The organism is Rhodococcus sp. Z13, from assembly GCF_025837095.1.
Taxonomy (GTDB): Bacteria; Actinomycetota; Actinomycetes; order Mycobacteriales; family Mycobacteriaceae; genus Rhodococcus; species Rhodococcus sacchari.
In genome coordinates, this window is the sequence record NZ_CP107551.1 from 3,424,958 (window position 1) to 3,446,476 (window position 21,519).

The following is a 21,519-nucleotide window of genomic DNA, read 5'->3' on the forward strand; positions in this document are numbered from 1 at the left end:
TGTTGTCAGCCGGCCTTTACGGGACCGACACAGATGTGCGAGCAGCCGACCGGGAGGTCCGTGATGACGGCATCTCCCGGTCGGCGACGACTCACCAGCGGTAGTGCGCGAACGCCTTGTTGGCTTCGGCCATCTTGTGCGTGTCCTCGCGGCGCTTGACAGCGGCGCCGAGGCCGTTGCTCGCGTCGAGGAGCTCGTTGGCGAGCCGCTCGACCATGGTCTTCTCGCGACGCTGCCGCGCGAAGGTGACCAGCCAGCGCAGGGCCAGCGTGGTGGAGCGGCCGGGGCGGACCTCGACCGGCACCTGGTAGGTGGCACCACCGACGCGGCGGCTGCGGACCTCGAGGGCGGGCTTGACGTTGTCGAGCGCGCGCTTGAGGGTGACGACCGGATCGGTGCCGGTCTTCTCGCGAGCCTGCTCGAGCGCCTGGTAGACGATGCGCTCGGCGGTGGACTTCTTGCCGTCCAGCAGGACCTTGTTGACCAGCTGGGTGACCAGCGGGGATCCGTAGACCGGATCGGCAACAAGCGGACGCTTGGGAGCGGGACCCTTACGTGGCATCAGCCCTTCTCCTTCTTCGCTCCGTAGCGGCTGCGAGCCTGCTTGCGGCCCTTGACACCCTGGGTGTCGAGGGAGCCGCGGATGATCTTGTAGCGCACACCGGGGAGGTCCTTCACACGACCGCCACGCACGAGCACCATCGAGTGCTCCTGGAGGTTGTGACCCTCACCCGGGATGTAGGCGGTGACCTCGACCTGAGAGGTCAGACGCACGCGCGCGACCTTCCGGAGAGCCGAGTTCGGCTTCTTCGGGGTGGTGGTGTACACGCGGGTGCACACGCCTCGACGCTGCGGGCTGCCCTTGAGGGCCGCGCTCTTGACCTTTGCGGTCTTGTCGCGGCGGCCCTTCCGGACCAGCTGATTGATGGTTGGCATCTACCGGCTTTCTCGTTGTCTGGAGCTGCTCCTACGAGCAACATTGGCTGTTCTGAAATTAGGGATCCATCGGTTGGGGCAAGAAAGCAGCTGCCCCTCACTCGCCCCTCGTGTGCACACGAGGTCGGGTGTGTCGCGTACCCCCACACAGGCAGCCGGGAACTCGCACCTGCAGATTTCTACAGACCGCGCGCACGGCATTACCTCGCATAGGCACACAGACCGGCCCGGGCATGCCGGACACAGCCCACAACAATACCCGGCGAGCGCGCGCGAGGTCAAAGCGAGGAGCGTGCGCTCCCCCGTGGACCTCGACACACGGTCAGCTGCTGAGGTTCAGGGTGAGCCGGGCCAGCTCGGCGGCCGCCTCGCAGGGGTCGGGACCACCGGCGCCGTACTGCACCCACCAGCCGAAGATGCCGGTGGTGGAGGCCCCCGAGGTGACCCCGCACGAGAGCGGATCACCGGGCCGGCGCATCTGCAGCGCCCGGCGTCCCTCCACGCTGGTGTCCGCGACCTCGTAGCCGAGATGGTCGAGGGCGGCGCGCTCATGGTCGAGCGAGCCCGTCTCGAACCAGTTGAAGGTGACCTTCACCACCCCGGCCGGTCCGTCACCGTCCCACCGGCAGATCGCCCCGAAGAACCCGCGGTAGACGTAGTCGGCCCCGACCGCCTCGGCGATCCGGTCGTCGGCGACCGCGTCGCACTCGGTGAGCAGCCGGGTGAACTCGGTGCCGGCGCCACCGCCGATCCCCTCCGGCATCGCGCGGCCCTCGATGGTGCGGGTGCACCCGGTGAGCAGCCCTCCCGCCGCGAGGGCGGCCGCGGCCAGCGCCCCCCACCGCCTCGCCCGTGCCGCGCTCACTTCTGCACCCTCTCGACGCTCGTGGCCGCGAGCTGCCGGGCCACGGTGCACGCGTCCGCCACCGGCGTGAAGCTCGAATAGGAGACCGACCAGTGGACGAAGTCCCCGCCGAAGTCCACCCCGATCTCGCACAGCGTGGTCAGACCGGACTCGTCCTGGTAGGAACCCATGAAACCGGGACGGCCCGCGATGTCGACGTCGACGGCGGGACGGCCGATGAGATCGGAGCCGGCGCGTTCCCGTCCGATGGGGCTGCCCCGGTACCAGGAGAAGCTCACGCTCGGGCCCCCGACGAAGGTCTCCCACTCGCAGCCCACCGAGTTGCGGGTCACGACGGAGAACGACCCGAGACCGAAGGCCGCGGCGACCTCCTCGTCGGTCAGCGCGGCGCACTCGTCGAAGTTCGGGCCCGGCTCGGTCCGCGACGGAGTGGTGGGGGCTGTCGTCGACTCCTCGACGTCGGACCCTCCGCATGCCACGACGCCGAGACCGATCGCGGTCAGGAGCGTCATCGTGGCCGCGACCCGTCCCGTCCTCCCGATCTGCGCGACAGGCATGGCCGAGACACTACCGAGCCGGAAGGCCGGACGCGTGCCGACTCGGTGACTCCCCGAGCACCGAGTCGAGCTGCGCGGCCCAGTTCTTCACGATCTCGCGGCGGCGTGCCGAGTCGTCGGTCAGCAGGTCGGCCAGTCCCAGACCACGGGCGAGATCGAGAGTGGCCTGCACCATGCGGTGCACGACGGGATCGGTGTCGTCCGCGCCGAGCTGTTCGACGGCCACCGCGTGCGAGACCCGGCCGAACTTCTCCTCGAGCGGCACGAGCAGCTGCCGCAGCGCCGGGTCGGCCGCCGCAGCCGTCCATACCTGCAGGGCCGCGCGGAACAGGTCGCCGGTGCAGTGGTCGACGATGCGCCCGACCACGGCCTCGGTGCGGGAGACGCCCGGCGGGACCTCGAAGACCTCGGTGCGCACACGTTCGATGCGGGTGTCGAACATGAACTCGAGTGCAGCGGTGATGAGGTCCTCCCGCGTCGGGAAATGATGCTGGGCCGCGCCGCGCGAGACACCGGCACGTTCGGCGACCACCCCGACCGTCGTCGCGGCCCAGCCCGATTCGGAGAGGCAGCCGATCGTCGCCTCGAGCAGGCGCCGGCGGGTCGCCCGGCTGCGGTCCTGCTTCGGTTCTCGCGGCATCCTTCTCTCCTCGTGCGGTGACCCGACCGGGTGTGCGGTCGCGGGGGCGTCGTCGGCGTGGCGCGCCCCTCGAGACCGTACGCGGCGCTCACGCTCCGTACACTCGTATCCCGTTCGGGGTGAAAGGGGCGTTACGACTGTGGCGACGATCGTCAAGCGCGAGGACTACTTCGACGCGGCATTGGAGATTCTCGCGACCAACGACCACGCCGGGCTCAAACAGGCGAGGCTGTGTGCTCATCTCGAGGTCACGACCGGGTCGTTCTACAACTATTTCGACAGCTGGGGCCAGTTCAAGGACGAGTTCCTCCAGCACTGGCTCGACCACCAGACCCTGCAACTCGCCGCGGCCGCCCGTCTGGAGGGCTCCCCGATCCGCCGCATGTGGATGCTCGTCGACTTCGCGTGCGGGCTCCCGCACTCCGCCGAGTCCGCGATCCGTGGCTGGGCCCACAGCGATCGCGCTGTGCACGAGGTGCAGATCCAGGTGGACGAGCAGCGCTACGCCGTCGTCGCCGAGGCGCTCACCGCCGTGCTCGGTGAGGGCGGGGAGGACGAGGCCGAGAGGCTGGCGCGGACCCTGCTGTACATCCTCGTCGGATACCAGCAGCGCCTGCCCCTCGACACCGCGGCGTCGCTGCGCTGGTCGCTCGAGCACCTGTTGCAGTCCCTGCTGGCCCGGGTCGGCGCCGAGACCGAACGTCCTTTCCCCGTCCCCACCGAACGGTAGCGCCGGCCTAGTAGGACTTCGGCAGCCCCAGCGAGTGCTGGGCCACGAAGTTGAGGATCATCTCGCGGCTGACCGGCGCCACACGCGCGATGCGGGCGGCGCCGAGCATCGCCGCGAGCCCGGCCTCCTGGGTGAGGCCGCTGCCTCCGTGCGTCTGGATGGCCTGGTCGAGTGAGGCGATCGCGGCCTCCGCTGCGGAATACTTCGCCATGTTCGCGGCCTCGGCGGCACCGAAGTCGTCGCCGTTGTCGTAGAGCACCGCGGCCTTCTGCATCATGAGCCGCGCGAGTTCGACTTCGATCTTGCGCTGCGCCAGCGGGTGCGCGATGCCCTGGTGCGCACCGATCGGCTGCTTCCACACCGTGCGCTCCTTGGCGTAGCGGACGGCGGCATCGAGTGCGTACCGCCCCACGCCCACTGCCATCGCCGCACCCATGATGCGTTCGGGATTCAGACCCGCGAACAGCTGCATCAGTGCCGCATCGGGTTCGCCGACGAGCGCATCGGCGGGCAGCCGGACGTCGTCGAAGAACAACGAGAACTGGTAGTCGGGCTCGATGATGTCCATCTGCATGCGCGTCCGCTCGAAGCCGGGGACGTCGGTGGGCACGATGAACAGCGCCGGGCGCAACTTGCCGGTCTTCGCATCCTCGGTGCGCGCGACGACGAGGACCGCGTCGGCCTGGTCGACGCCGGAGATGAAGACCTTGCTGCCCGACAGGATCCAGTCGTCGCCGTCGCGGCGCGCGACCGTGGTGATGTTGTGCGAGTTGGATCCGGCGTCGGCCTCGGTGATGCCGAACGCGATGATCCGTGAACCGTCCGCGAGGCCGGGCAGCCACTGCTGCTTCTGGTCGTCGGTGCCGTACTTGGCCAGGATGGTGCCGCAGATCGCGGACGACACCACGACGAGCAGCAGCCCGCATCCCTTGGCGGACATCTCCTCCTGGACGATGGCGAGTTCGTAGATGCCCGCTCCCCCGCCGCCGTATTCCTCCGGAAGGTTCACGCCGAGGAATCCGAGTTTCCCTGCCTCGGCCCACAGTTCGGAGAGCGGTTCGTGCCTACGGGCCTTGGGCAGGACGTAGTCGACGTAGTTGTAGCGTTCGGCGAGGGCCGAGACGGCCTCGCGCAGCTGCTTGTGTTCGTCGGTCTCGATGAAGCTCACAGGTGTCTCCGGTGTTCGATTCGATGGGATCGGTCGATGGGTCGGGTGTGTGGGTCGGGTGGAGGGGGCCGTACGGTCAGGCGCCGAAACCCAGCCGCTTGGCGGCGAGCTCGGTGAGGATCTCGGTGGTGCCGCCACCGATGCCGAGGATGCGCATGTCGCGGTACTGCCGTTCGACCTCGGACTCGGACATGTAACCGAGGCCGCCGAACAACTGGACGGCCTGGTGCGCCACCCATTCCCCGGCCTCGACGGCGGTGTTCTTCGCGAAGCACACCTCGGCGACGAGGTCGGTCTCGCCGGTCAACGCCCGCTCGACGACGTGCCGCGTGTACACCCGCGCGACGTCGATGCGCCGGGCCATGTCGGCGAGCGTGCGCTGCACGGCCTGCCGGGTGATCAGGGGACGACCGAAGGTCTGACGGTCGCGGCACCACGCGACCGTCAGATCGAGGCAACGCTGCGCACCCGAATAGGCCTGGGCCGCCAGCGCGATGCGCTCGGACACGAAAGCCTGCGCGATCTGCCAGAATCCGGTGTTCTCCGCACCGACGAGGTTGCTCACCGGCACATGGACGTCGACGAAGGACAGTTCGGCGGTGTCGGATGCGCGCCAGCCCATCTTGTCGAGCTTGCGTGAAACCGTGAAACCCGCTGTGCCCTTCTCGATCACGAGCAGCGAGACCCCTGCGGCACCGGGACCGCCGGTGCGGACGGCGGTGACGACGAAGTCGGCGCGGCATCCCGAGGTGATGTAGGTCTTGGCTCCGTTGACGACGTAGTGGTCGCCGTCGCGGACCGCGGTGGTCCGCAGGTGTCCGACATCCGAGCCGCCGTCGGGTTCGGTGATCGCCAGCGAGCCGATGAGTTCGCCTGCGAGCGTGGGCCGTACCCACTTCTCGATCTGCTCGGGGTCGCCGGCCGCGACGAGGTGCGGCAGGGCGATGCCACAGGTGAACAGCGACGAGAACGCACCGCCCGACCCGCCCGCCTCGTGGAACGCCTCGCAGACAGTGAGCGTGTCGGCGCCGTCGCCGCCGGAGCCTCCGACCTCCTCAGGGAATCCGATACCGAGCAGGCCGACCTTCGCCGCGGCGCGGTGCAGCTCGCGGGGCAGTTCACCGCCGCGCTCCCAGTCGTCGAGGCAGGGCAGGATCTCGCGTTCGACGAAGCCGGTGACGGTCGCGCGCAGCGCGCGGCGTTCGTCCGTGTCCCACATGCTCATACGTTGTCCCTCTCGCCGCCCTTCCGCGGGCGCCCACCTCCGGAGGGGCCGGCGAAGGCCTGGGCGATGTCGAGCCAGGCGTCGGCGTCTGGTCCCGTGGCGACGAGGGCGGTGTCGTCGCGGTGGACGCGCTGGGTGACCAGGCGGCAGAAGTCCGGCGCCGGGCCGGTGACCGACTGCGGTGCGTCGTCCGGTCCCCAGGTCCACTCGCTGCCGTCGGGTGCGGTGAGGACGACGCGGAACGGTTCGGCGGGCGGGGTGAGATCGCGGATGAGATAGGCGAAGTCGCGGGTGCGCACCCCCAGATGCGCGACGTGTTTCAGGCGCGCGGTGGAGGCGCGGGCGACGCCGAGTGCGTCGGCGACGTCCTCGCCGTGCGCCCAGGTCTCCATGATGCGGGCGGTGGCCATCGAGGTCGCGGACATCGGGGGTCCGAACCACAGGATCTTCTGCCCCTGCGGCACGTCGGCGAGGGCCTTCGCGAGTTCGGCGCGGGTCCGGCGCCAGTCGTCGAGCAGCTCGACGGCGGGCCGGGCGGCCTGTTCGGCGGCGCCGGCGTCGACGAATCCGCTCGCGTCGGCGAAGGCCTCGGTCACCGCCGCCGTGAACGCCTCGGGGTCACGGATCGCGGTGAGTGCCGCCCGGTCGGTCCACAGCAGGTGTCCGATCTGGTGGGCGACGGTCCATCCGGCGGCCGGAGTGGGCCGCTTCCAATCCTGTTCGGGGAGCTCCGCAACGAGGGCCTCGAGGGCGTCGCCTTCGGCGCGGAGATCGGCGAGCACGGTGTGCAGGTCGGCCATGCAGCAAGCGTCACACGTCACACCTCCAAAATCAAGCACTCGTGATTGTTTTATGGAGCGGACCTCACCGGCCTCGGGTGATCATGCGGACGAGCTCCCCCGCCGGGCCGGCGAGGGTGCGCGGCGGCCGCCACACCGCCCGCAGCACACGGCGCAGATCGAGGCCGTCGACCTCCACCACGACCAACCGGCCGGAGTCGAGATACTCCGAGACCGCCAGCGTGCTGAGCACCGCCGGGCCCGTCCCGCCGAGCACGCTCGTGCGCACCGCGGCACCGCTGCCGAGTTCGAGCAGCGGCGCGGCCCGGTCGTACTCCTGCAGGGCGAGATCGAGGGTGCGCCGCGTTCCGGAGCCCTCCTCCCGCACCACGAGCGGGGTCGCCGCGAGCTCCGCGACGGTGAGCGGGCGGCGGCGGCGCGCCCAAGGGTGCCCGGCCGGGACGACCACCACCAGGCGGTCCCGCGCGACCGGGACGCTGTGCAGCCCGTCGGGGACGGTGGGGCCCTCGACGAAGCCGAGATCGCATCCGCCCTCGGCGACGAGATCGCACACCCGCATCGAGTTGTGGACCCGGAGCTGGATCTGCACGTCGTTGCGGACGAGCCGGAAGGCGCCGAGCCAGCGGGGCACGAGATGTTCGGCGATCGTCATCGAGGCCGCGACGACGAGTTCGGGCCGGAGTTCGCTGCGCAGCGCCGCGGCGGCGTCGAGCAGGCGTTCGGTGTCGGCGAGCACCTCGCGGGCCCAGTGCGCCACGATGGTGCCCGCGGGGGTGAGCACGGATCCGGTGCGGCCGCGCCGCACGAGCTCGGTGCCGAGCTGCCGTTCGAGGCGGCGGAGCATGCGGGTCGCGTTGGGCTGGGCGAGCCCGGCAGCGCGGGCCGCGGCGCCGAGTCCGCCGTGGTCGTCGACCCCCACGAGCAGTTCGAGGGCGGTGAGATCGGGCCAGGAGGTCATGCCGGAACGATATGCCCGAGGGCTTGGTCATATCGATCCGATATGAGCTCATGTGCGATCGGCGGCTGGTCGGAGTGCTCCGCGCACGGAAGAGTCGAGGCATGCTCACCACACGCGCGCTCCCGTCCCGATTCACGATCGGTGGTTCACCGGTGCCGGTACCGGTGGCGTCGCGGGCGGGTGTCGGTCCGGGTCTGCTGCTCGCCGGGGCCGGGGCGGGCGCGGCGTTCGCGGCCGCCCGTCTGCTGCCGGGGATCAGTCCCCTGCTCGTCGCGATCCTGCTGGGGGTGGTCGTGGCGAACACCGCACTGTCGCCGACCGTCGACCGCCTCTCCCCCGGGCTCGCCGTCGCCTCGAAACACCTGCTCCGCATCGGGGTGGCGCTGCTCGGTCTGCAGCTCGCCGTCTCCGACGTACTGGGCCTCGGGTGGGGCACCGTCGCCGTTGCGGCCGTCGTCGTGGTCGCGGGGATCGGCGGGTCGCTGCTGACCGGCCGGTGGCTCGGGGTGGAGTGGCCGCAGCGGCTGCTCATCGCGTGCGGTTTCTCGATCTGCGGTGCCGCCGCGGCCGCCGCCGTCGACGGAGTGGTCGACGCCCGCAAGCGGGAGCTGGTGACGACCGTCGCCCTGGTGGTGGTCTTCGGGACCGCGATGATCCCGCTCGTCCCCCTGGCCGCGGGGATGCTGGGGCTCGAACCGCAGGTCGCGGCGGTCTGGGCGGGAGCCTCGATCCACGAGGTCGCGCAGGTCGTGGCGGCCGGCACCGCACTGTCCGGCGGCAGTGTCCTCGCGGTCGCGGTGACGGTCAAGCTCGCCCGCGTCGCACTGCTGGCGCCGGTGGTTGCCGTCGTCGGTGTCGTGGCGCGGCGACGCGGGAACGGGCGCTCCGACGGGACGGCTCCCCCGATCGTGCCTCTCTTCCTGGTGGGCTTCCTCGCCTGTGTCGCCCTCCGGTCGACGGGCGCGGTGACCCCGGTCGTGGTGGAGGCGGCGCAGACCGTGCAGACGGTACTGCTCGCGGCGGCGATGTTCGCCCTGGGCACGGGGGTGCGGCGGGAGGTGCTGCGCGGGATCGGCTGGCGGCCGGTGGCGCTGGCCACCGTCGCGACGGTGTGGGTCGCGGGCATCGCCCTGGCCGGGGTGCTGCTGGTCGGTGCGGCGTGACCGCAGGAGCGGGGCAGCGTGCAGTGACCACGGGAGCGGGGCGGCGTGCAGTGACCACGGGAGCGGGGCGGCGTGCAGTGACCACGGGAGCGGGTCAGTGCGATGTGAGCATGAGGATCGCCGATGCGAGGGCGAGCACCACGACGGTCGCGGTGATCGCGACGTTGCGCCACCAGAAGTAGGGGGCGCGACCGGCGACGAGTCCGCGCACGCGCGCCCGGTGTCCTGCCCGGGAGGCGAGCAGCACCGCGAGCACCGGGACGAGGCAGACCAGTCCGATCGTCGCGACGACCGGCCCGGGGCCAGGGGCGAGGCGCATGAAGACGAGGACGACGGCGCCGAGCACCGCGCCGGTACGCAGCCACGACAGGCTGGTGCGTTCCGGTTGCAGGCCCGGATCGTCGTGACTCGGCGCGTCCCCGCGCATCACGTGCCGCTCACCGGGCGATGGCGATCGCCAGCACCACCCCGACGGTGCCGATGGCGAACGCGAGCAGATAGGCGGTCCACGGCACGGGCAGCGACCGGCCGGTGCGCATGGCATGTTCGACGCGGTGCCAGCGCACCAGCGCGAAGATCACCAGCAGCGCGGCGAAGACGAGCAGGACGCACGCCAGGGCCGTGCGGAGACCGAAGGTGAGGATGTCGCCGGCGAACGTCTCGAAGGCGACCGCGGCGGCGACGATTCCGAGGGCGGTGCGCACCCAGGCGAGGAAGGTGCGTTCGTTGGCCAGCGTGAACCGGGGGTCGGGGTCGTCGCCTTCCCGCAGCGCCCGGGGGCGCCAGCCCCCGATCGCCCTCACAGCCGCCGGCTCCCGATCGTCCTCACAAGGGCCGACTCTATCCCGAGGAGATCAGTCGACCACCAGATCCGCGCCGCGCGCCTCCACGGAACGCACCTTCAACGGACGCTTCGCCGGGCCCTCGACGGGATTGCCGTCGAGATCGAAGCGGCTGCCGTGGCAGTTGCACACGATGCGGTCGTCCTCGACACCGGTGATGTTGCAGCCCTGGTGGGTGCACAGCGCGGTGAACGCCCGGAAGTCGCCCTCGGTGGGCTGGGTCAGCACGAGCCGCTCGGATGCGAGCAGCACCGCGCCGCCGACCGGCACGTCCGTGACGGCGGCGACGACCTTGGCGTCCGGGCCCGGCGGGGTCGTCGTGGTGGGTGCGGCCGCGACCGCGGTGTCCTCGCCCGCACTCCCACCGGCGGATCCGCAGGCGGCCAACGCGACGGTCGCCGCGACGGCGCCGGCTCCTCCGAGGAGTCCACGGCGCGTCAGCGTGGTGCGGTCGAGGGCATTGCTGGTCATGCTCGGGTTCCGTCCGTTCCGGTCGCGGGAGATGTCCGCCCGAGCCTATCGGCGAACGCCGGGACCGTCCGCGACCTGCGTCACCAGGTGTGGAACACCACGCCGAGGGTCACCGGCCCGGGACGGCGGTCAGCGCCGCAGGCCCGTGAGCAGCGGCAGCCGGCGCCGGCGGCGACCGAGTCCGACGAGTGCGCCGCGGTCGGTGATCTTGACCCGGGGACGTCCCTGGGCACGTCCGGCGCGACGCTCGGCGGCATCGATGGCATGCCAGCCGTCGAGGTCGACACGGTCGGGGCGGCGCTGCGCGAGCAGCCGGTTCAGGGCCCGCCGGTCGCCGCGCGGGGTGGGCAGCGCGCCGGAGTCGAAGTCGGCGAGCAGCGCGGCGACGGTCTCCTTGGCGCAGCCCTTGTTGGTGCCGATGACGCCGTTCGGGCCCCGCTTGGCCCAGCCGGCGACGTAGACGCCGGGAACGACGCGGCCGCCCTCGTTGGGGACGATGCCGCGGGTGTCGTCGAAGGGCACGCCGGGGATCGGCACCGCCCGGTATCCGATCGAGCGCAGGACGAGCGCGGCGTCCAGGTCCTCGAACTCACCGGTGGGGCGGGCCGTGAGCCGGTCGCCGTCCTCGACGAGTGCGGTGCGTTCGATCCGCAGGCCGGTGACGCGATCCTCGCCGAGGATCTCGTGCGGCGCAGCGAGATAACGGAAGACGATGCGGCGGTGCCCGGCGCGCGGGGGCCGCTGGGCGTACTCGCGGGCGAGCCGCACGCGCAGGGCGGTGGCCGGGTCGGTGTCGACGGCGCGGGCACTGGCCGGGTCGAGGTCGAGTTCGGCGTCGTCGATCACGACGTCGACGCCGGTGAGGTCGCCGAGGGCGAGGAATTCGGGGTTGCTGTAGGCGGCCTGGGCCGGTCCGCGGCGGCCGAGGAGGACCACTTCGCGGATGTTGCTCTGCCGCAGCGCCTGCAGGGCGTGGTCGGCGATGTCGGTGCGGGCGAGTTCGTCGACGTCCATGGTGAGGATCCGTGCGACGTCGAGGGCGACGTTGCCGTTGCCGACGATCACGGCGCGTTCGCCGGACAGGTCGAAGGTGTGGTCGGCGTGGTCGGGGTGGCCGTTGTACCAGGCGACGAATTCGGTGGCGGCGTGACTGCCGGGCAGGTCCTCGCCGGGGATGCCGAGGCGGCGGTCGGAGGACGCGCCGGTGGCGTAGAGGACGGCGTGGTGGTGGTCGAGCAGTTCGTCGTGGGTGAGGTCGCGACCGATCTCGGTGTCGAGGTGCAGGGCGAACTCGTCGCGGCGGAACGACCGTTCGAACGACTCGGTGACGGCCTTGGTGCCGGGGTGGTCGGGTGCGACGCCGGCGCGCACGAGCCCGAAGGGGGTGGGGAGACGGTCGAACATCTCGACCTCGACGTCGGAGCGTTCGAGCAGTTCCTGGGCGGCGTAGCAGGCGGCGGGGCCGGCGCCGACGATGGCGACCCGGAGGGTGCCGCGGTCGCGTGGCGGGGCGGGGATGGGCACGAGGGGGTGCCAGCCCTCGGGGACCGGGTGCGCCGAGTAGTAGTCGGCGTTGATCTCGGCGAAGCGTGCCTGGGAGGGGTCGAGTTTGTCGTCGGGCAGGATCGCCTCGACCGGGCAGGCGTCGGCACAGGCACCGCAGTCGATGCAGGTCTTCGGGTCGATGTGGAGCATCTCGGCCGTCGCGAATTCGGGCTCGTCCGGCGTGGGGTGGATGCAGTTCACGGGGCAGACCGCGACGCAGCTCGCGTCGTTGCAGCAGGTCTGGGTGATCACGTAGGCCATGGGAGTCCTCGCAAGCCGGGCGCCACAGGATTCATGTAACGTGGCGTAACAGTTAATACGACTGTAGCGGCAGTCGCGAAGAGTGCGCAAGACACCCACGTCCCCGTCGGGAAGCTGCGAGAATCGCACGATCGGATGGATCCGGAACCTGGGGGAAGATCATGGCCGAGCCGACGTCCGTCACCGAGAAACCGTGGACGCAGCCGCTGTCACCGCTCCCGGAGGGCGCCACCCCCTTCTCCACCGAACGCACGGTCCGCACCGGTGACGTCGACACCGACCACCGGCTGCGCCTCGACGGCGTGGCCCGCTACCTGCAGGACATCGGCACCGACAATCTCGCGGCGGTCGACGCGGCCGACACCGATCCGCTGTGGATCGTCCGGCGCACCGTCGTCGACGTACTCCGTCCCGCCCGGTACGGCGACCGGCTCCGGCTGCGCCGCTGGTGCGACGCGCTGTCCACCCGCTGGGCGAACGTGCGGGTGCGCCTCGACGCTCCCGAGGGCGACGACGAGGGCCCGCTGATCGAGACCTCCGCCTTCTGGATCGACATCGGCCCGACCTCCGGCGCCCCCACCCGCATCAGCGACCCACTGTTCGAGCACATGGCGCGGTACGCGCACGACACGAGGCTCAAATGGCGGGCCTGGCTGCCCGACCGCGTCCCCGCGGACGTGGACGACACGCGCCCCTTCCCGCTACGGGCCACCGACCTCGACCCGTTCGGGCACGTCAACAACGCCGTCTACTGGCACGCCGTCGAGGAGGTTCTCGCGACCCGGCCCGAACCACCGGCCGCGCCCTACCGCGCGGTGATCGAGCACCTGCGGCCCATCGGCGGCGGCGAGAAACTCACCCTGCAGACCCGGCACGACCCCGGGGGGACGACGGTGTGGTTCACCGTGGGCGACGGCATCCGCGCGGTCGCATGGCTCGCGCAGATCTAGACGCTCTACGGTGGACGGCATGACCCGTACCCTGATCTTGCTGCGTCACGGCAAGTCCGCGTACCCGGACGACGTGGACGATCGCGATCGGCCCCTGTCCCCGCGCGGGCGCCGCGAAGCCGGGCTGGCCGGCCGCTGGATCCGGGCGAACCTGCCCCCGGTGGACGCAGTGCTGTGCTCCCCCGCGACCCGCACCCGCAAGACCCTCGCCGAAGCCGCCGTCGAGGCACCCGTCGACTATCTCGAGAGCCTGTACGGCGCCGACCCCGACACCCTCGTCGCCGCGATCCGGGCCGTCCCCGACGACGTGCACACCCTGCTGGTCGTCGGGCACGAGCCGACGCTGTCGGCGACCGCACTCGGGTTGATCACCGACCACGGCAACGACGCCGCCCATCAGGTCGCCGAGAAGTTCCCCACCTCGGCGGTGGCCGTGCTCACCGTGCCGGGCTCGTGGTCGGAACTGGCCCCGCGCAGCGGCGCCGAACTGGTCGGCTTCCACATCGCCCGCTGACCCCCGCGACCCGAGCGACCCCCGGCCCCGAACCGGGACCCGGCGAAAACGAAGGTCCCGCCCCCCGAAGAGAAAGGGGGCGGGACCTTCGTCATCTACGGCAGCGAACTACCGGTAGTCGTTGGAGTAACCGTAGTCGTCCAGCGGAACCGCAGCGCCGGTGTTCTGGCCGAAGCCGTCCGGCGAGTAGTACTGGTCGTCGTACGCCGGGATGGCGTAGGCGGCAGCACGCGCTTCCTCTGTCGGCTGAACCTGGATGTTCCGGTACTTGTTGATGCCGGTACCGGCCGGGATCAGCTTGCCGATGATCACGTTCTCCTTGAGACCGATCAGCTTGTCCGAGCGGCAGTTGATCGCCGCGTCGGTCAGGACGCGAGTGGTCTCCTGGAAGGACGCGGCCGACAGCCACGAGTCGGTGGCCAGCGACGCCTTCGTGATACCCATGAGGACCGGACGGCCGGCAGCCGGCTCGCCACCCTCCTGGACCACACGACGGTTCGCGGCCTCGAACTCGCTGCGCTCGACGAGCGAACCGGGCAGGAACTCCGTCGAACCCGAGTCGATGATCGTCACGCGACGCAGCATCTGGCGCACGATGACCTCGATGTGCTTGTCGTGGATCGACACGCCCTGGCTCCGGTAGACCTCCTGGACCTCGTGGACCAGGTGGACCTGGACCTGACGCGGGCCCATGACGCGCAGCACCTCGTGCGGATCGGCAGCACCCTCGAGGAGCTGCTGACCGACCTCCACGTGGTCGCCGTCCGCCAGAACACCCTCGGTGCCGTCGGCCTTGCGGATGACGTGCAGACGCTGACGCTTGGACAGCTTGTCGTACACGACCTCCTCGCCACCGTCGTCGGGGATGATCGTGATCTTGTAGAACCGATCGTCGTCCTCGAGACGGATGCGGCCGGACACGTCCGCGATCGGGGCCTTACCCTTCGGGATGCGGGCCTCGAACAGCTCCTGGACGCGGGGCAGACCACCGGTGATGTCCTCACCGACGCCACCCTGGTGGAAGGTACGCATCGTCAGCTGCGTACCGGGCTCACCGATCGACTGGGCGGCGACGATACCGACGGCCTCGCCGATGTCGACGAGCTTGCCGGTCGCCATCGAACGGCCGTAGCAGGTCGCGCAGACGCCGGTGCCGGTGTCGCAGGTCAGGACCGAGCGGACCTTGACCTTCTGGATGCCGGCCGCGAGCAGCGCCTCGATGGCCGGGTCGCCCAGGTCGGAACCACGCTCGACGACGACGTTGCCGTTCGCGTCGACCGCGTCCGCAGCCAGGGTGCGGGCGTAGGTGCTGGTCTCGATGTGAGCGTCGCGCACGAGCTCGCCGGTCGGCTGACCGGTGGCGTCGCGAGCGGGCTCGGCGATGGTCATCTCGATACCGCGCGGCGTGCCGCAGTCGACCTCGCGGACGATGACGTCCTGCGACACGTCGACCAGACGACGGGTCAGGTAACCTGAGTCGGCGGTACGGAGAGCGGTGTCGGCCAGACCCTTACGCGCACCGTGCGTGTTGATGAAGTACTCGGCGACGGTCAGGCCCTCGCGGAACGAGGACTTGATCGGGCGCGGGATGAACTCGCCCTTCGGGTTCGTCACCAGACCCTTCATGCCCGACAGCGAGCGGATCTGGGTCATGTTGCCCGCAGCACCGGACTTGACGATCGTCGGGATCGGGTTGTCGTCCGGGTAGTGCGCCTCCATGGCCTGACCGACCTCTTCGGTCGCTTCCTGCCACAGCTTGACCAGCGAGTCGCGACGCTCGTCCTCCGAGAGCTTGCCTCGGTCGTACTGCCGCTGGATCGCGTCGGCCTGCGTCTCGTACCGCTCCAGGATGTCCTTCTTCTCCGGCGGAACGAGCACGTCCGCCATCGAGACCGTCACGCCCGACCGGGTCGCCCAGTAGAAACCGGCGTCCTTGAGCTTGTCGACGGTCTGCGCGACGACGATCATCGGGTAGCGCTCGGCGAGATCGTTGATGATCGCGGCCTGACGCTTCTTCGGCATGACGTCGTTGACGAACGGGTAGTTCGTCGGCAGCAGCTCGTTGAACATCACGCGGCCGAGGGTCGTGTGCGTGGTCCACGGCTGACCGTACTTCCAGCCCTCGGGGAACAGCTCGTCCTCGACCTCGCGCGGCGGACGCAGCTGCGTCAGGCGCACCTTGATCGGGGCCTGGACCGACAGCACACCGCGGTCGACGGCCATGATGGCCTCGGCCGGCGACGAGTACACACCCTGCTCCGGCTCCTCGGACGTCGCGGGCTTGTAGGCGCCGGCGGCGTCCTCGACGAGGCGGGTCAGGTGGAACAGACCCGTGACCATGTCCAGACGCGGCATGGCGAGCGGGCGGCCCGATGCCGGCGACAGGATGTTGTTCGAGGACAGCATCAGGATGCGGGCCTCGGCCTGCGCCTCCGCGGACAGCGGGAGGTGCACGGCCATCTGGTCACCGTCGAAGTCGGCGTTGAAGGCCTCACACACGAGCGGGTGCAGCTGGATGGCCTTGCCCTCGACGAGCTGCGGCTCGAACGCCTGGATGCCGAGGCGGTGCAGCGTGGGTGCACGGTTCAGCAGCACCGGGTGCTCGTTGATGACCTCTTCGAGGACGTCCCACACCTGCGGGCGCTGACGCTCGACCATGCGCTTGGCGGACTTGATGTTCTGCGCGTGGTTGAGGTCGACCAGACGCTTCATCACGAACGGCTTGAACAGCTCGAGCGCCATGAGCTTCGGCAGACCGCACTGGTGCAGCTTGAGCTGCGGACCGACGACGATGACCGAACGGCCCGAGTAGTCGACGCGCTTACCGAGCAGGTTCTGACGGAAGCGGCCCTGCTTGCCCTTGAGCAGATCGGACAGCGACTTGAGCGGCCGGTTACCGGGACCGGTGACCGGCCGGCCACGACGGCCGTTGTCGAACAGGGCGTCGACGGATTCCTGCAGCATCCGCTTCTCGTTGTTGACGATGATCTCGGGGGCACCGAGGTCGATCAGTCGCTTGAGGCGGTTGTTGCGGTTGATGACGCGGCGGTACAGGTCGTTGAGGTCGGAGGTCGCGAAGCGGCCACCGTCGAGCTGCACCATCGGGCGCAGCTCCGGCGGGATCACCGGAACGGCGTCGAGGACCATGCCCATCGGGGAGTTGCCCGACTGCTGGAAGGCCGCGACGACCTTCAGGCGCTTGAGGGCGCGCAGCTTCTTCTGGCCCTTGCCGCTGCGGATGACCTCGCGCAGCGACTCGGCCTCGGCGTCGATGTCGAAGTTCTCGATGAGCTTCTGGATCGCCTCGGCGCCCATGGCACCGGTGAAGTACTCGCCGTAGCGGTCCTGCAGCTCCCGGTAGATCATCTCGTCGACGATCAGATCCTTCGGCTTCAGCTTGGTGAAGGTGCTCCAGATCTCGTCCAGGCGGTCCAGCTCACGCTGCGCCCGGTCGCGGATCTGACGCATCTCGCGCTCGCCGCCGTCCTTGACCTTGCGGCGGACGTCGGACTTGGCACCTTCGGCCTCGAGCTCGGCCAGGTCGGCCTCGAGCTTCTGGGCGCGGGCCTCCAGGTCGGCGTCGCGCTGGTCGGCGACCGACTTCTTCTCGACCTCCATCTCGGCCTCGAGAGTGGAGAGTTCGTTGTGGCGCAGCTCGTCGTCGACCGAGGTGATGACGTACGCGGCGAAGTAGATGATCTTCTCGAGATCCTTCGGCGCGAGGTCGAGCAGGTAGCCGAGACGGCTCGGCACACCCTTGAAGTACCAGATGTGGGTCACCGGCGCGGCGAGCTCGATGTGGCCCATGCGCTCGCGGCGGACCTTGGCGCGGGTCACCTCGACGCCGCAGCGCTCGCAGATGATGCCCTTGAAGCGGACACGCTTGTACTTGCCGCAGTAGCACTCCCAGTCCCGGGTGGGACCGAAGATCTTCTCGCAGAACAAGCCGTCCTTCTCGGGCTTGAGCGTGCGGTAGTTGATGGTCTCGGGCTTCTTGACCTCGCCGTACGACCAGTTGCGGATGTCCTCGGCGGTGGCCAGGCCGATCCGCAGTTCATCGAAGAAGTTGACGTCGAGCACGTAACTTCCTTTCCCCTGTGCGGGTTGTATTGCTGCTAGTTGTCGCTATCGCTGCCGGGACCCGACGCGGTACGCCCTTCCGGGTGGACGACGTACCGCATCGGGTCGGCTCCTAGTTCGCGAGGTCGTCGACCGTGGCCGACTCGTTGCGGGAAAGGTTGATGCCCAGGTTGGCGGCCGCCCGCTCGAGGTCCTCGTCGTCGCCGTCCGCCATGGCGATGGCGGCGCCGTCGCTGGAGAGCACCTCCACGTTCAGGCACAGCGACTGGAGCTCCTTGAGGAGAACCTTGAACGACTCGGGGATGCCCGGCTCCGGGATGTTCTCGCCCTTGACGATCGCCTCGTAGACCTTGACGCGGCCCACCACGTCGTCGGACTTGATCGTGAGGAGTTCCTGGAGCGTGTACGCGGCACCGTAGGCCTGCATGGCCCAGCACTCCATCTCACCGAAGCGCTGGCCACCGAACTGGGCCTTACCGCCGAGCGGCTGCTGGGTGATCATCGAGTACGGGCCGGTCGAACGCGCGTGGATCTTGTCGTCGACCAGGTGGTGCAGCTTGATGATGTACATGTAGCCGACCGACACCGGGTACGGGAACGGCTCGCCGGAACGCCCGTCGAAGAGCGTCGCCTTGCCGTCGGGGCCGACCATGACCTCACCGTCGCGGTTCGGCAGCGTCGAGGACAGCAGACCCGTCAGCTCCTCCTCGCGTGCACCGTCGAACACAGGGGTGGCGATGTTGGTGTTCGGCTCGGCCGCCAGCATCTCCTCGGACAGGTTCTGCGCCCACTCGGGACGGGAACCGTCGTCGGCGACCTGGATCTTCCAGCCGGCCTTGCCGATCCAGCCGAGGTGCGTCTCGAGCACCTGGCCGATGTTCATACGACGCGGAACACCGTGGGTGTTCAGGATGATGTCGACCGGGGTGCCGTCGGGCAGGAACGGCATGTCCTCCTGCGGGAGGATCTTGCCGATGACGCCCTTGTTGCCGTGGCGGCCGGCGAGCTTGTCGCCGTCCTGGATCTTGCGCTTCTGGGCGACGTAGACCCGCACGAGCTCGTTGACACCCGGGGGCAGATCGTCGTCGTCCTCGCGCGAGAACACGCGGACGCCGATGACCTTGCCGCTCTCACCGTGGGGCACCTTCAGCGAGGTGTCGCGCACCTCGCGCGCCTTCTCACCGAAGATCGCGCGGAGCAGGCGCTCCTCGGGGGTCAGCTCGGTCTCGCCCTTCGGGGTGACCTTGCCGACGAGGATGTCGCCGTCGCGGACCTCGGCACCGATGCGGACGATGCCGCGCTCGTCGAGATCTGCGAGGACCTCGTCCGAGACGTTCGGGATGTCGCGGGTGATCTCCTCGGCACCGAGCTTGGTGTCGCGGGCGTCGATCTCGTGCTCCTCGATGTGGATCGAGGTGAGCACGTCCTCCTCCACGAGGCGCTGCGACAGGATGATCGCGTCCTCGTAGTTGTGGCCCTCCCACGGCATGATCGCCACGAGCAGGTTCTTGCCGAGCGCCATCTCACCGTTCTCGGTGCAGGGGCCGTCGGCGAGGACCTGACCGGCCTCGACGCGCTGGCCCTCGTCCACGATCGGACGCTGGTTGGCGCAGGTGCCCTGGTTGGAACGCTCGAACTTGCGCAGACGGTAGGTCTTGCGGGTGCCGTCGTCGGCCATCACCGTGATGAAGTCCGCGGAGACCTCCTCGATGACACCGCTCTTCTCGGTGACGATGACGTCGCCGGCGTCGACGGCGGCACGCAGCTCCATGCCGGTGCCGACGACCGGGGCCTCGCTGCGCACCAGCGGCACGGCCTGACGCTGCATGTTCGCACCCATGAGGGCACGGTTGGCGTCGTCGTGCTCGAGGAACGGGATCATGGCGGTCGCGACCGACACCATCTGGCGCGGCGAGACGTCCATGTACTCGACCTGGTCGGCCGGGACGTACTCGATCTCCGCGCCCTTCTTGCGGACGAGCACGCGGTCCTCGGCGAAACGGTTCTCCGAGGTCACCGGCGAGTTCGCCTGCGCGATGAGGTAACGATCCTCCTCGTCGGCGGTCAGGTACTCGACCTCGTCGGTGACGACACCGTCGACGACCTTGCGGTACGGCGTCTCGATGAAACCGAAGGGGTTGACCCGGGCGTAGACCGAGAGCGAACCGATCAGGCCGATGTTCGGGCCTTCCGGGGTCTCGATCGGGCACATACGGCCGTAGTGCGACGGGTGGACGTCGCGGACCTCGAGGCCGGCGCGCTCACGCGACAGACCACCGGGGCCGAGGGCCGACAGGCGACGCTTGTGGGTCAGGCCCGACAGCGGGTTGTTCTGGTCCATGAACTGCGACAGCTGGGAGGTTCCGAAGAACTCCTTGATCGCAGCGACGACCGGACGGATGTTGATCAGCGACTGCGGCGTGATCGCCTCGACGTCCTGAGTGGTCATGCGCTCGCGGACCACGCGCTCCATGCGGGACAGGCCCACACGGATCTGGTTCTGGATGAGCTCGCCGACCGTGCGCAAACGACGGTTGCCGAAGTGGTCGATGTCGTCGACCTCGACGGGAACCTCGACGCCGCCGGGGACGGTCATCTTGGTCTCGCCCGCGTGCAGACGCACGAGGTACTCGATCGTGGCGACGATGTCTTCCTCGGTGAGGGTCGACGCCTGGATCGGCTGGCCGGCGTTGAGGCCGAGCTTGCGGTTGATCTTGTAACGGCCCACACGCGCCAGGTCGTAGCGCTTGTCCTTGAAGAAGAGGTTCTCCAGCAGGGTCTGCGCGGACTCCTTGGTCGGCGGCTCGCCCGGACGGAGCTTGCGGTAGATGTCGAGCAGCGCCTCGTCGGTGCCGGCGGTGTTGTCCTTCTCCAGCGTCGACATCATGATCTCGGAGAACCCGAAACGCTCGACGATCTGCTCGGTGGACCAGCCGAGGGCCTTGAGCAGGACGGTGACCGGCTGACGGCGCTTGCGGTCGATGCGGACACCGACGGTGTCGCGCTTGTCGACGTCGAACTCCAGCCAGGCGCCGCGGCCCGGGATGACCTTGACGCTGTGCAGGTCCTTCTCGGTGCTCTTGTCGACGGTCTTGTCGAAGTAGACGCCCGGCGAACGCACGAGCTGCGACACCACGACACGCTCGGTGCCGTTGATGATGAAGGTGCCCTTGTCGGTCATCATCGGGAAGTCACCCATGAAGACCGTCTGGCTCTTGATCTCGCCGGTGTTGTTGTTGATGAACTCGGCGGTGACGAACAGCGGAGCCGCGTACGTCATGTCCTTGTCCTTGCACTCCTCGACGGAGGCCTTGACCTCGTCGAAGCGCGGATCGGAGAAGGACAGGGACATCGAGCCCGAGAAATCCTCGATCGGGGAGATCTCCTCGAGGACCTCCTCCAGGCCTCCGACGACGGGACCGTCACCACGTTCGGCAGCCTTCGCGCGCCAGCGCTCGGAGCCGATCAACCATTCGAAGGAGTCTGTCTGTAGATCGAGGAGTCCAGGAACCTCGAGGGGTTCGCGAATCTTCGCGAACGAAACCCTCGCGGGGGCTCCGGGGATTCCGGCTACTGCCTTGGTCTGGCTAGAGACTGCCAAGATGCGTCCTTCCAGCACCTCACGCGGGCCGCTCCAACCGGTGCGACCGCCGCTGTACCTGCTTCTTCATGTGGGGCGTTTTCGCTGGTCGCAACCCGTACGGAGACCCCATGGTCGCATCGGGACGGTCTTGCCCTCTCGGGCGAATTCCGACTCGAGGATCAGAAGGTGAACAGGAGGCAGCCAGCGCAAAGAACTAACCTACACCGAACG

19 protein-coding genes are annotated in these 21,519 nt (G+C 69.4%); 4 read left to right on the top strand and 15 right to left on the bottom strand.

Going from position 1 to position 21,519, the window contains the following annotated elements:
• Window positions 1–91 precede the first annotated feature (91 nt).
• From rpsG to OED52_RS15570, 5 genes are all read right to left on the bottom strand, one after another.
• Window positions 92–562, bottom strand: a complete 471-nt coding sequence (gene rpsG, locus OED52_RS15550; RefSeq protein WP_264151751.1) for a 30S ribosomal protein S7 — start codon at window positions 560–562, stop codon at window positions 92–94.
• Window positions 562–936: a 30S ribosomal protein S12 gene (rpsL, locus tag OED52_RS15555; RefSeq protein ID WP_264151752.1), complete on the bottom strand. Its 375-nt coding sequence runs from the start codon at window positions 934–936 to the stop codon at window positions 562–564. Before rpsL ends, rpsG begins: the two co-directional genes overlap by 1 nt.
• A 322-nt stretch (window positions 937–1,258) precedes the next feature.
• On the bottom strand, window positions 1,259–1,801 hold the full coding sequence (locus OED52_RS15560; RefSeq protein ID WP_264151753.1) for a DUF3558 domain-containing protein: 543 nt from the start codon (window positions 1,799–1,801) through the stop codon (window positions 1,259–1,261).
• Entirely contained in the window at window positions 1,798–2,313 is a 516-nt protein-coding gene (locus tag OED52_RS15565) for a DUF3558 domain-containing protein (protein ID WP_264154726.1), read from the bottom strand. Before OED52_RS15565 ends, OED52_RS15560 begins: the two co-directional genes overlap by 4 nt.
• A gap of 55 nt (window positions 2,314–2,368) precedes the next feature.
• A complete protein-coding gene (locus tag OED52_RS15570; RefSeq protein WP_264151754.1) occupies window positions 2,369–2,998 on the bottom strand; it encodes a TetR/AcrR family transcriptional regulator in 630 nt (209 codons plus the stop codon).
• 139 nt (window positions 2,999–3,137) lie between these two features.
• On the opposite strand from OED52_RS15570, the gene OED52_RS15575 reads away from it, so the two are divergent.
• Window positions 3,138–3,728: a TetR/AcrR family transcriptional regulator gene (locus OED52_RS15575; protein WP_264151755.1), complete on the top strand. Its 591-nt coding sequence runs from the start codon at window positions 3,138–3,140 to the stop codon at window positions 3,726–3,728.
• Window positions 3,729–3,735: 7 nt separating this feature from the next.
• Here the strand turns inward: OED52_RS15575 and OED52_RS15580 are convergent, their stop codons facing one another.
• From OED52_RS15580 to OED52_RS15595, 4 genes are all read right to left on the bottom strand, one after another.
• Window positions 3,736–4,896, bottom strand: a complete 1,161-nt coding sequence (locus OED52_RS15580; RefSeq protein ID WP_264151756.1) for an acyl-CoA dehydrogenase family protein — start codon at window positions 4,894–4,896, stop codon at window positions 3,736–3,738.
• Between the two features lie 76 nt (window positions 4,897–4,972).
• Entirely contained in the window at window positions 4,973–6,121 is a 1,149-nt protein-coding gene (locus OED52_RS15585) for an acyl-CoA dehydrogenase family protein (RefSeq protein WP_264151757.1), read from the bottom strand.
• Window positions 6,118–6,921, bottom strand: coding sequence for a TIGR03084 family metal-binding protein (locus tag OED52_RS15590; RefSeq protein WP_264151758.1), 804 nt, complete (start codon window positions 6,919–6,921; stop codon window positions 6,118–6,120). Before OED52_RS15590 ends, OED52_RS15585 begins: the two co-directional genes overlap by 4 nt.
• Before the next feature lie 64 nt (window positions 6,922–6,985).
• Window positions 6,986–7,879 carry a LysR family transcriptional regulator gene (locus OED52_RS15595; RefSeq protein ID WP_264151759.1) on the bottom strand — a complete coding sequence of 298 codons (894 nt, stop codon included), beginning with the start codon at window positions 7,877–7,879 and terminating at the stop codon, window positions 6,986–6,988.
• Window positions 7,880–7,980: 101 nt separating this feature from the next.
• Here OED52_RS15595 and OED52_RS15600 point away from each other — a divergent pair, with 101 nt between their 5' ends.
• Complete coding sequence (locus OED52_RS15600; RefSeq protein ID WP_264151760.1) at window positions 7,981–9,042, top strand: YeiH family protein; 1,062 nt, start codon at window positions 7,981–7,983, stop codon at window positions 9,040–9,042.
• 94 nt (window positions 9,043–9,136) lie between these two features.
• On the opposite strand, the gene OED52_RS15605 is transcribed toward OED52_RS15600, so the two are convergent.
• From OED52_RS15605 to OED52_RS15620, 4 genes are all read right to left on the bottom strand, one after another.
• Window positions 9,137–9,469 (bottom strand): DUF202 domain-containing protein, encoded by a 333-nt coding sequence (locus tag OED52_RS15605; RefSeq protein ID WP_264154727.1) that lies wholly within the window; start codon window positions 9,467–9,469, stop codon window positions 9,137–9,139.
• Between the two features lie 10 nt (window positions 9,470–9,479).
• The gene (locus OED52_RS15610; protein WP_264151761.1) at window positions 9,480–9,845 is read right to left on the bottom strand and encodes a YidH family protein; all 366 of its coding nucleotides are present in this window, start codon (window positions 9,843–9,845) and stop codon (window positions 9,480–9,482) included.
• Between the two features lie 51 nt (window positions 9,846–9,896).
• The gene (locus OED52_RS15615) at window positions 9,897–10,355 is read right to left on the bottom strand and encodes a Rieske (2Fe-2S) protein (protein ID WP_264151762.1); all 459 of its coding nucleotides are present in this window, start codon (window positions 10,353–10,355) and stop codon (window positions 9,897–9,899) included.
• A gap of 129 nt (window positions 10,356–10,484) precedes the next feature.
• Window positions 10,485–12,161 (bottom strand): FAD-dependent oxidoreductase, encoded by a 1,677-nt coding sequence (locus OED52_RS15620; protein WP_264151763.1) that lies wholly within the window; start codon window positions 12,159–12,161, stop codon window positions 10,485–10,487.
• Window positions 12,162–12,322: 161 nt separating this feature from the next.
• Between OED52_RS15620 and OED52_RS15625 the strand changes: the two genes are divergently transcribed.
• On the top strand, window positions 12,323–13,111 hold the full coding sequence (locus tag OED52_RS15625) for an acyl-[acyl-carrier-protein] thioesterase (protein WP_264151764.1): 789 nt from the start codon (window positions 12,323–12,325) through the stop codon (window positions 13,109–13,111).
• Between the two features lie 19 nt (window positions 13,112–13,130).
• Window positions 13,131–13,625: a SixA phosphatase family protein gene (locus OED52_RS15630; RefSeq protein ID WP_264151765.1), complete on the top strand. Its 495-nt coding sequence runs from the start codon at window positions 13,131–13,133 to the stop codon at window positions 13,623–13,625.
• A 108-nt stretch (window positions 13,626–13,733) separates the two neighbouring features.
• On the opposite strand, the gene OED52_RS15635 is transcribed toward OED52_RS15630, so the two are convergent.
• Both OED52_RS15635 and rpoB read right to left on the bottom strand, forming a co-directional pair.
• Entirely contained in the window at window positions 13,734–17,705 is a 3,972-nt protein-coding gene (locus tag OED52_RS15635) for a DNA-directed RNA polymerase subunit beta' (protein ID WP_264151766.1), read from the bottom strand.
• A gap of 112 nt (window positions 17,706–17,817) precedes the next feature.
• A complete protein-coding gene (gene rpoB, locus OED52_RS15640; protein WP_264151767.1) occupies window positions 17,818–21,324 on the bottom strand; it encodes a DNA-directed RNA polymerase subunit beta in 3,507 nt (1,168 codons plus the stop codon).
• Between the last annotated feature and the right edge of the window lie 195 nt (window positions 21,325–21,519).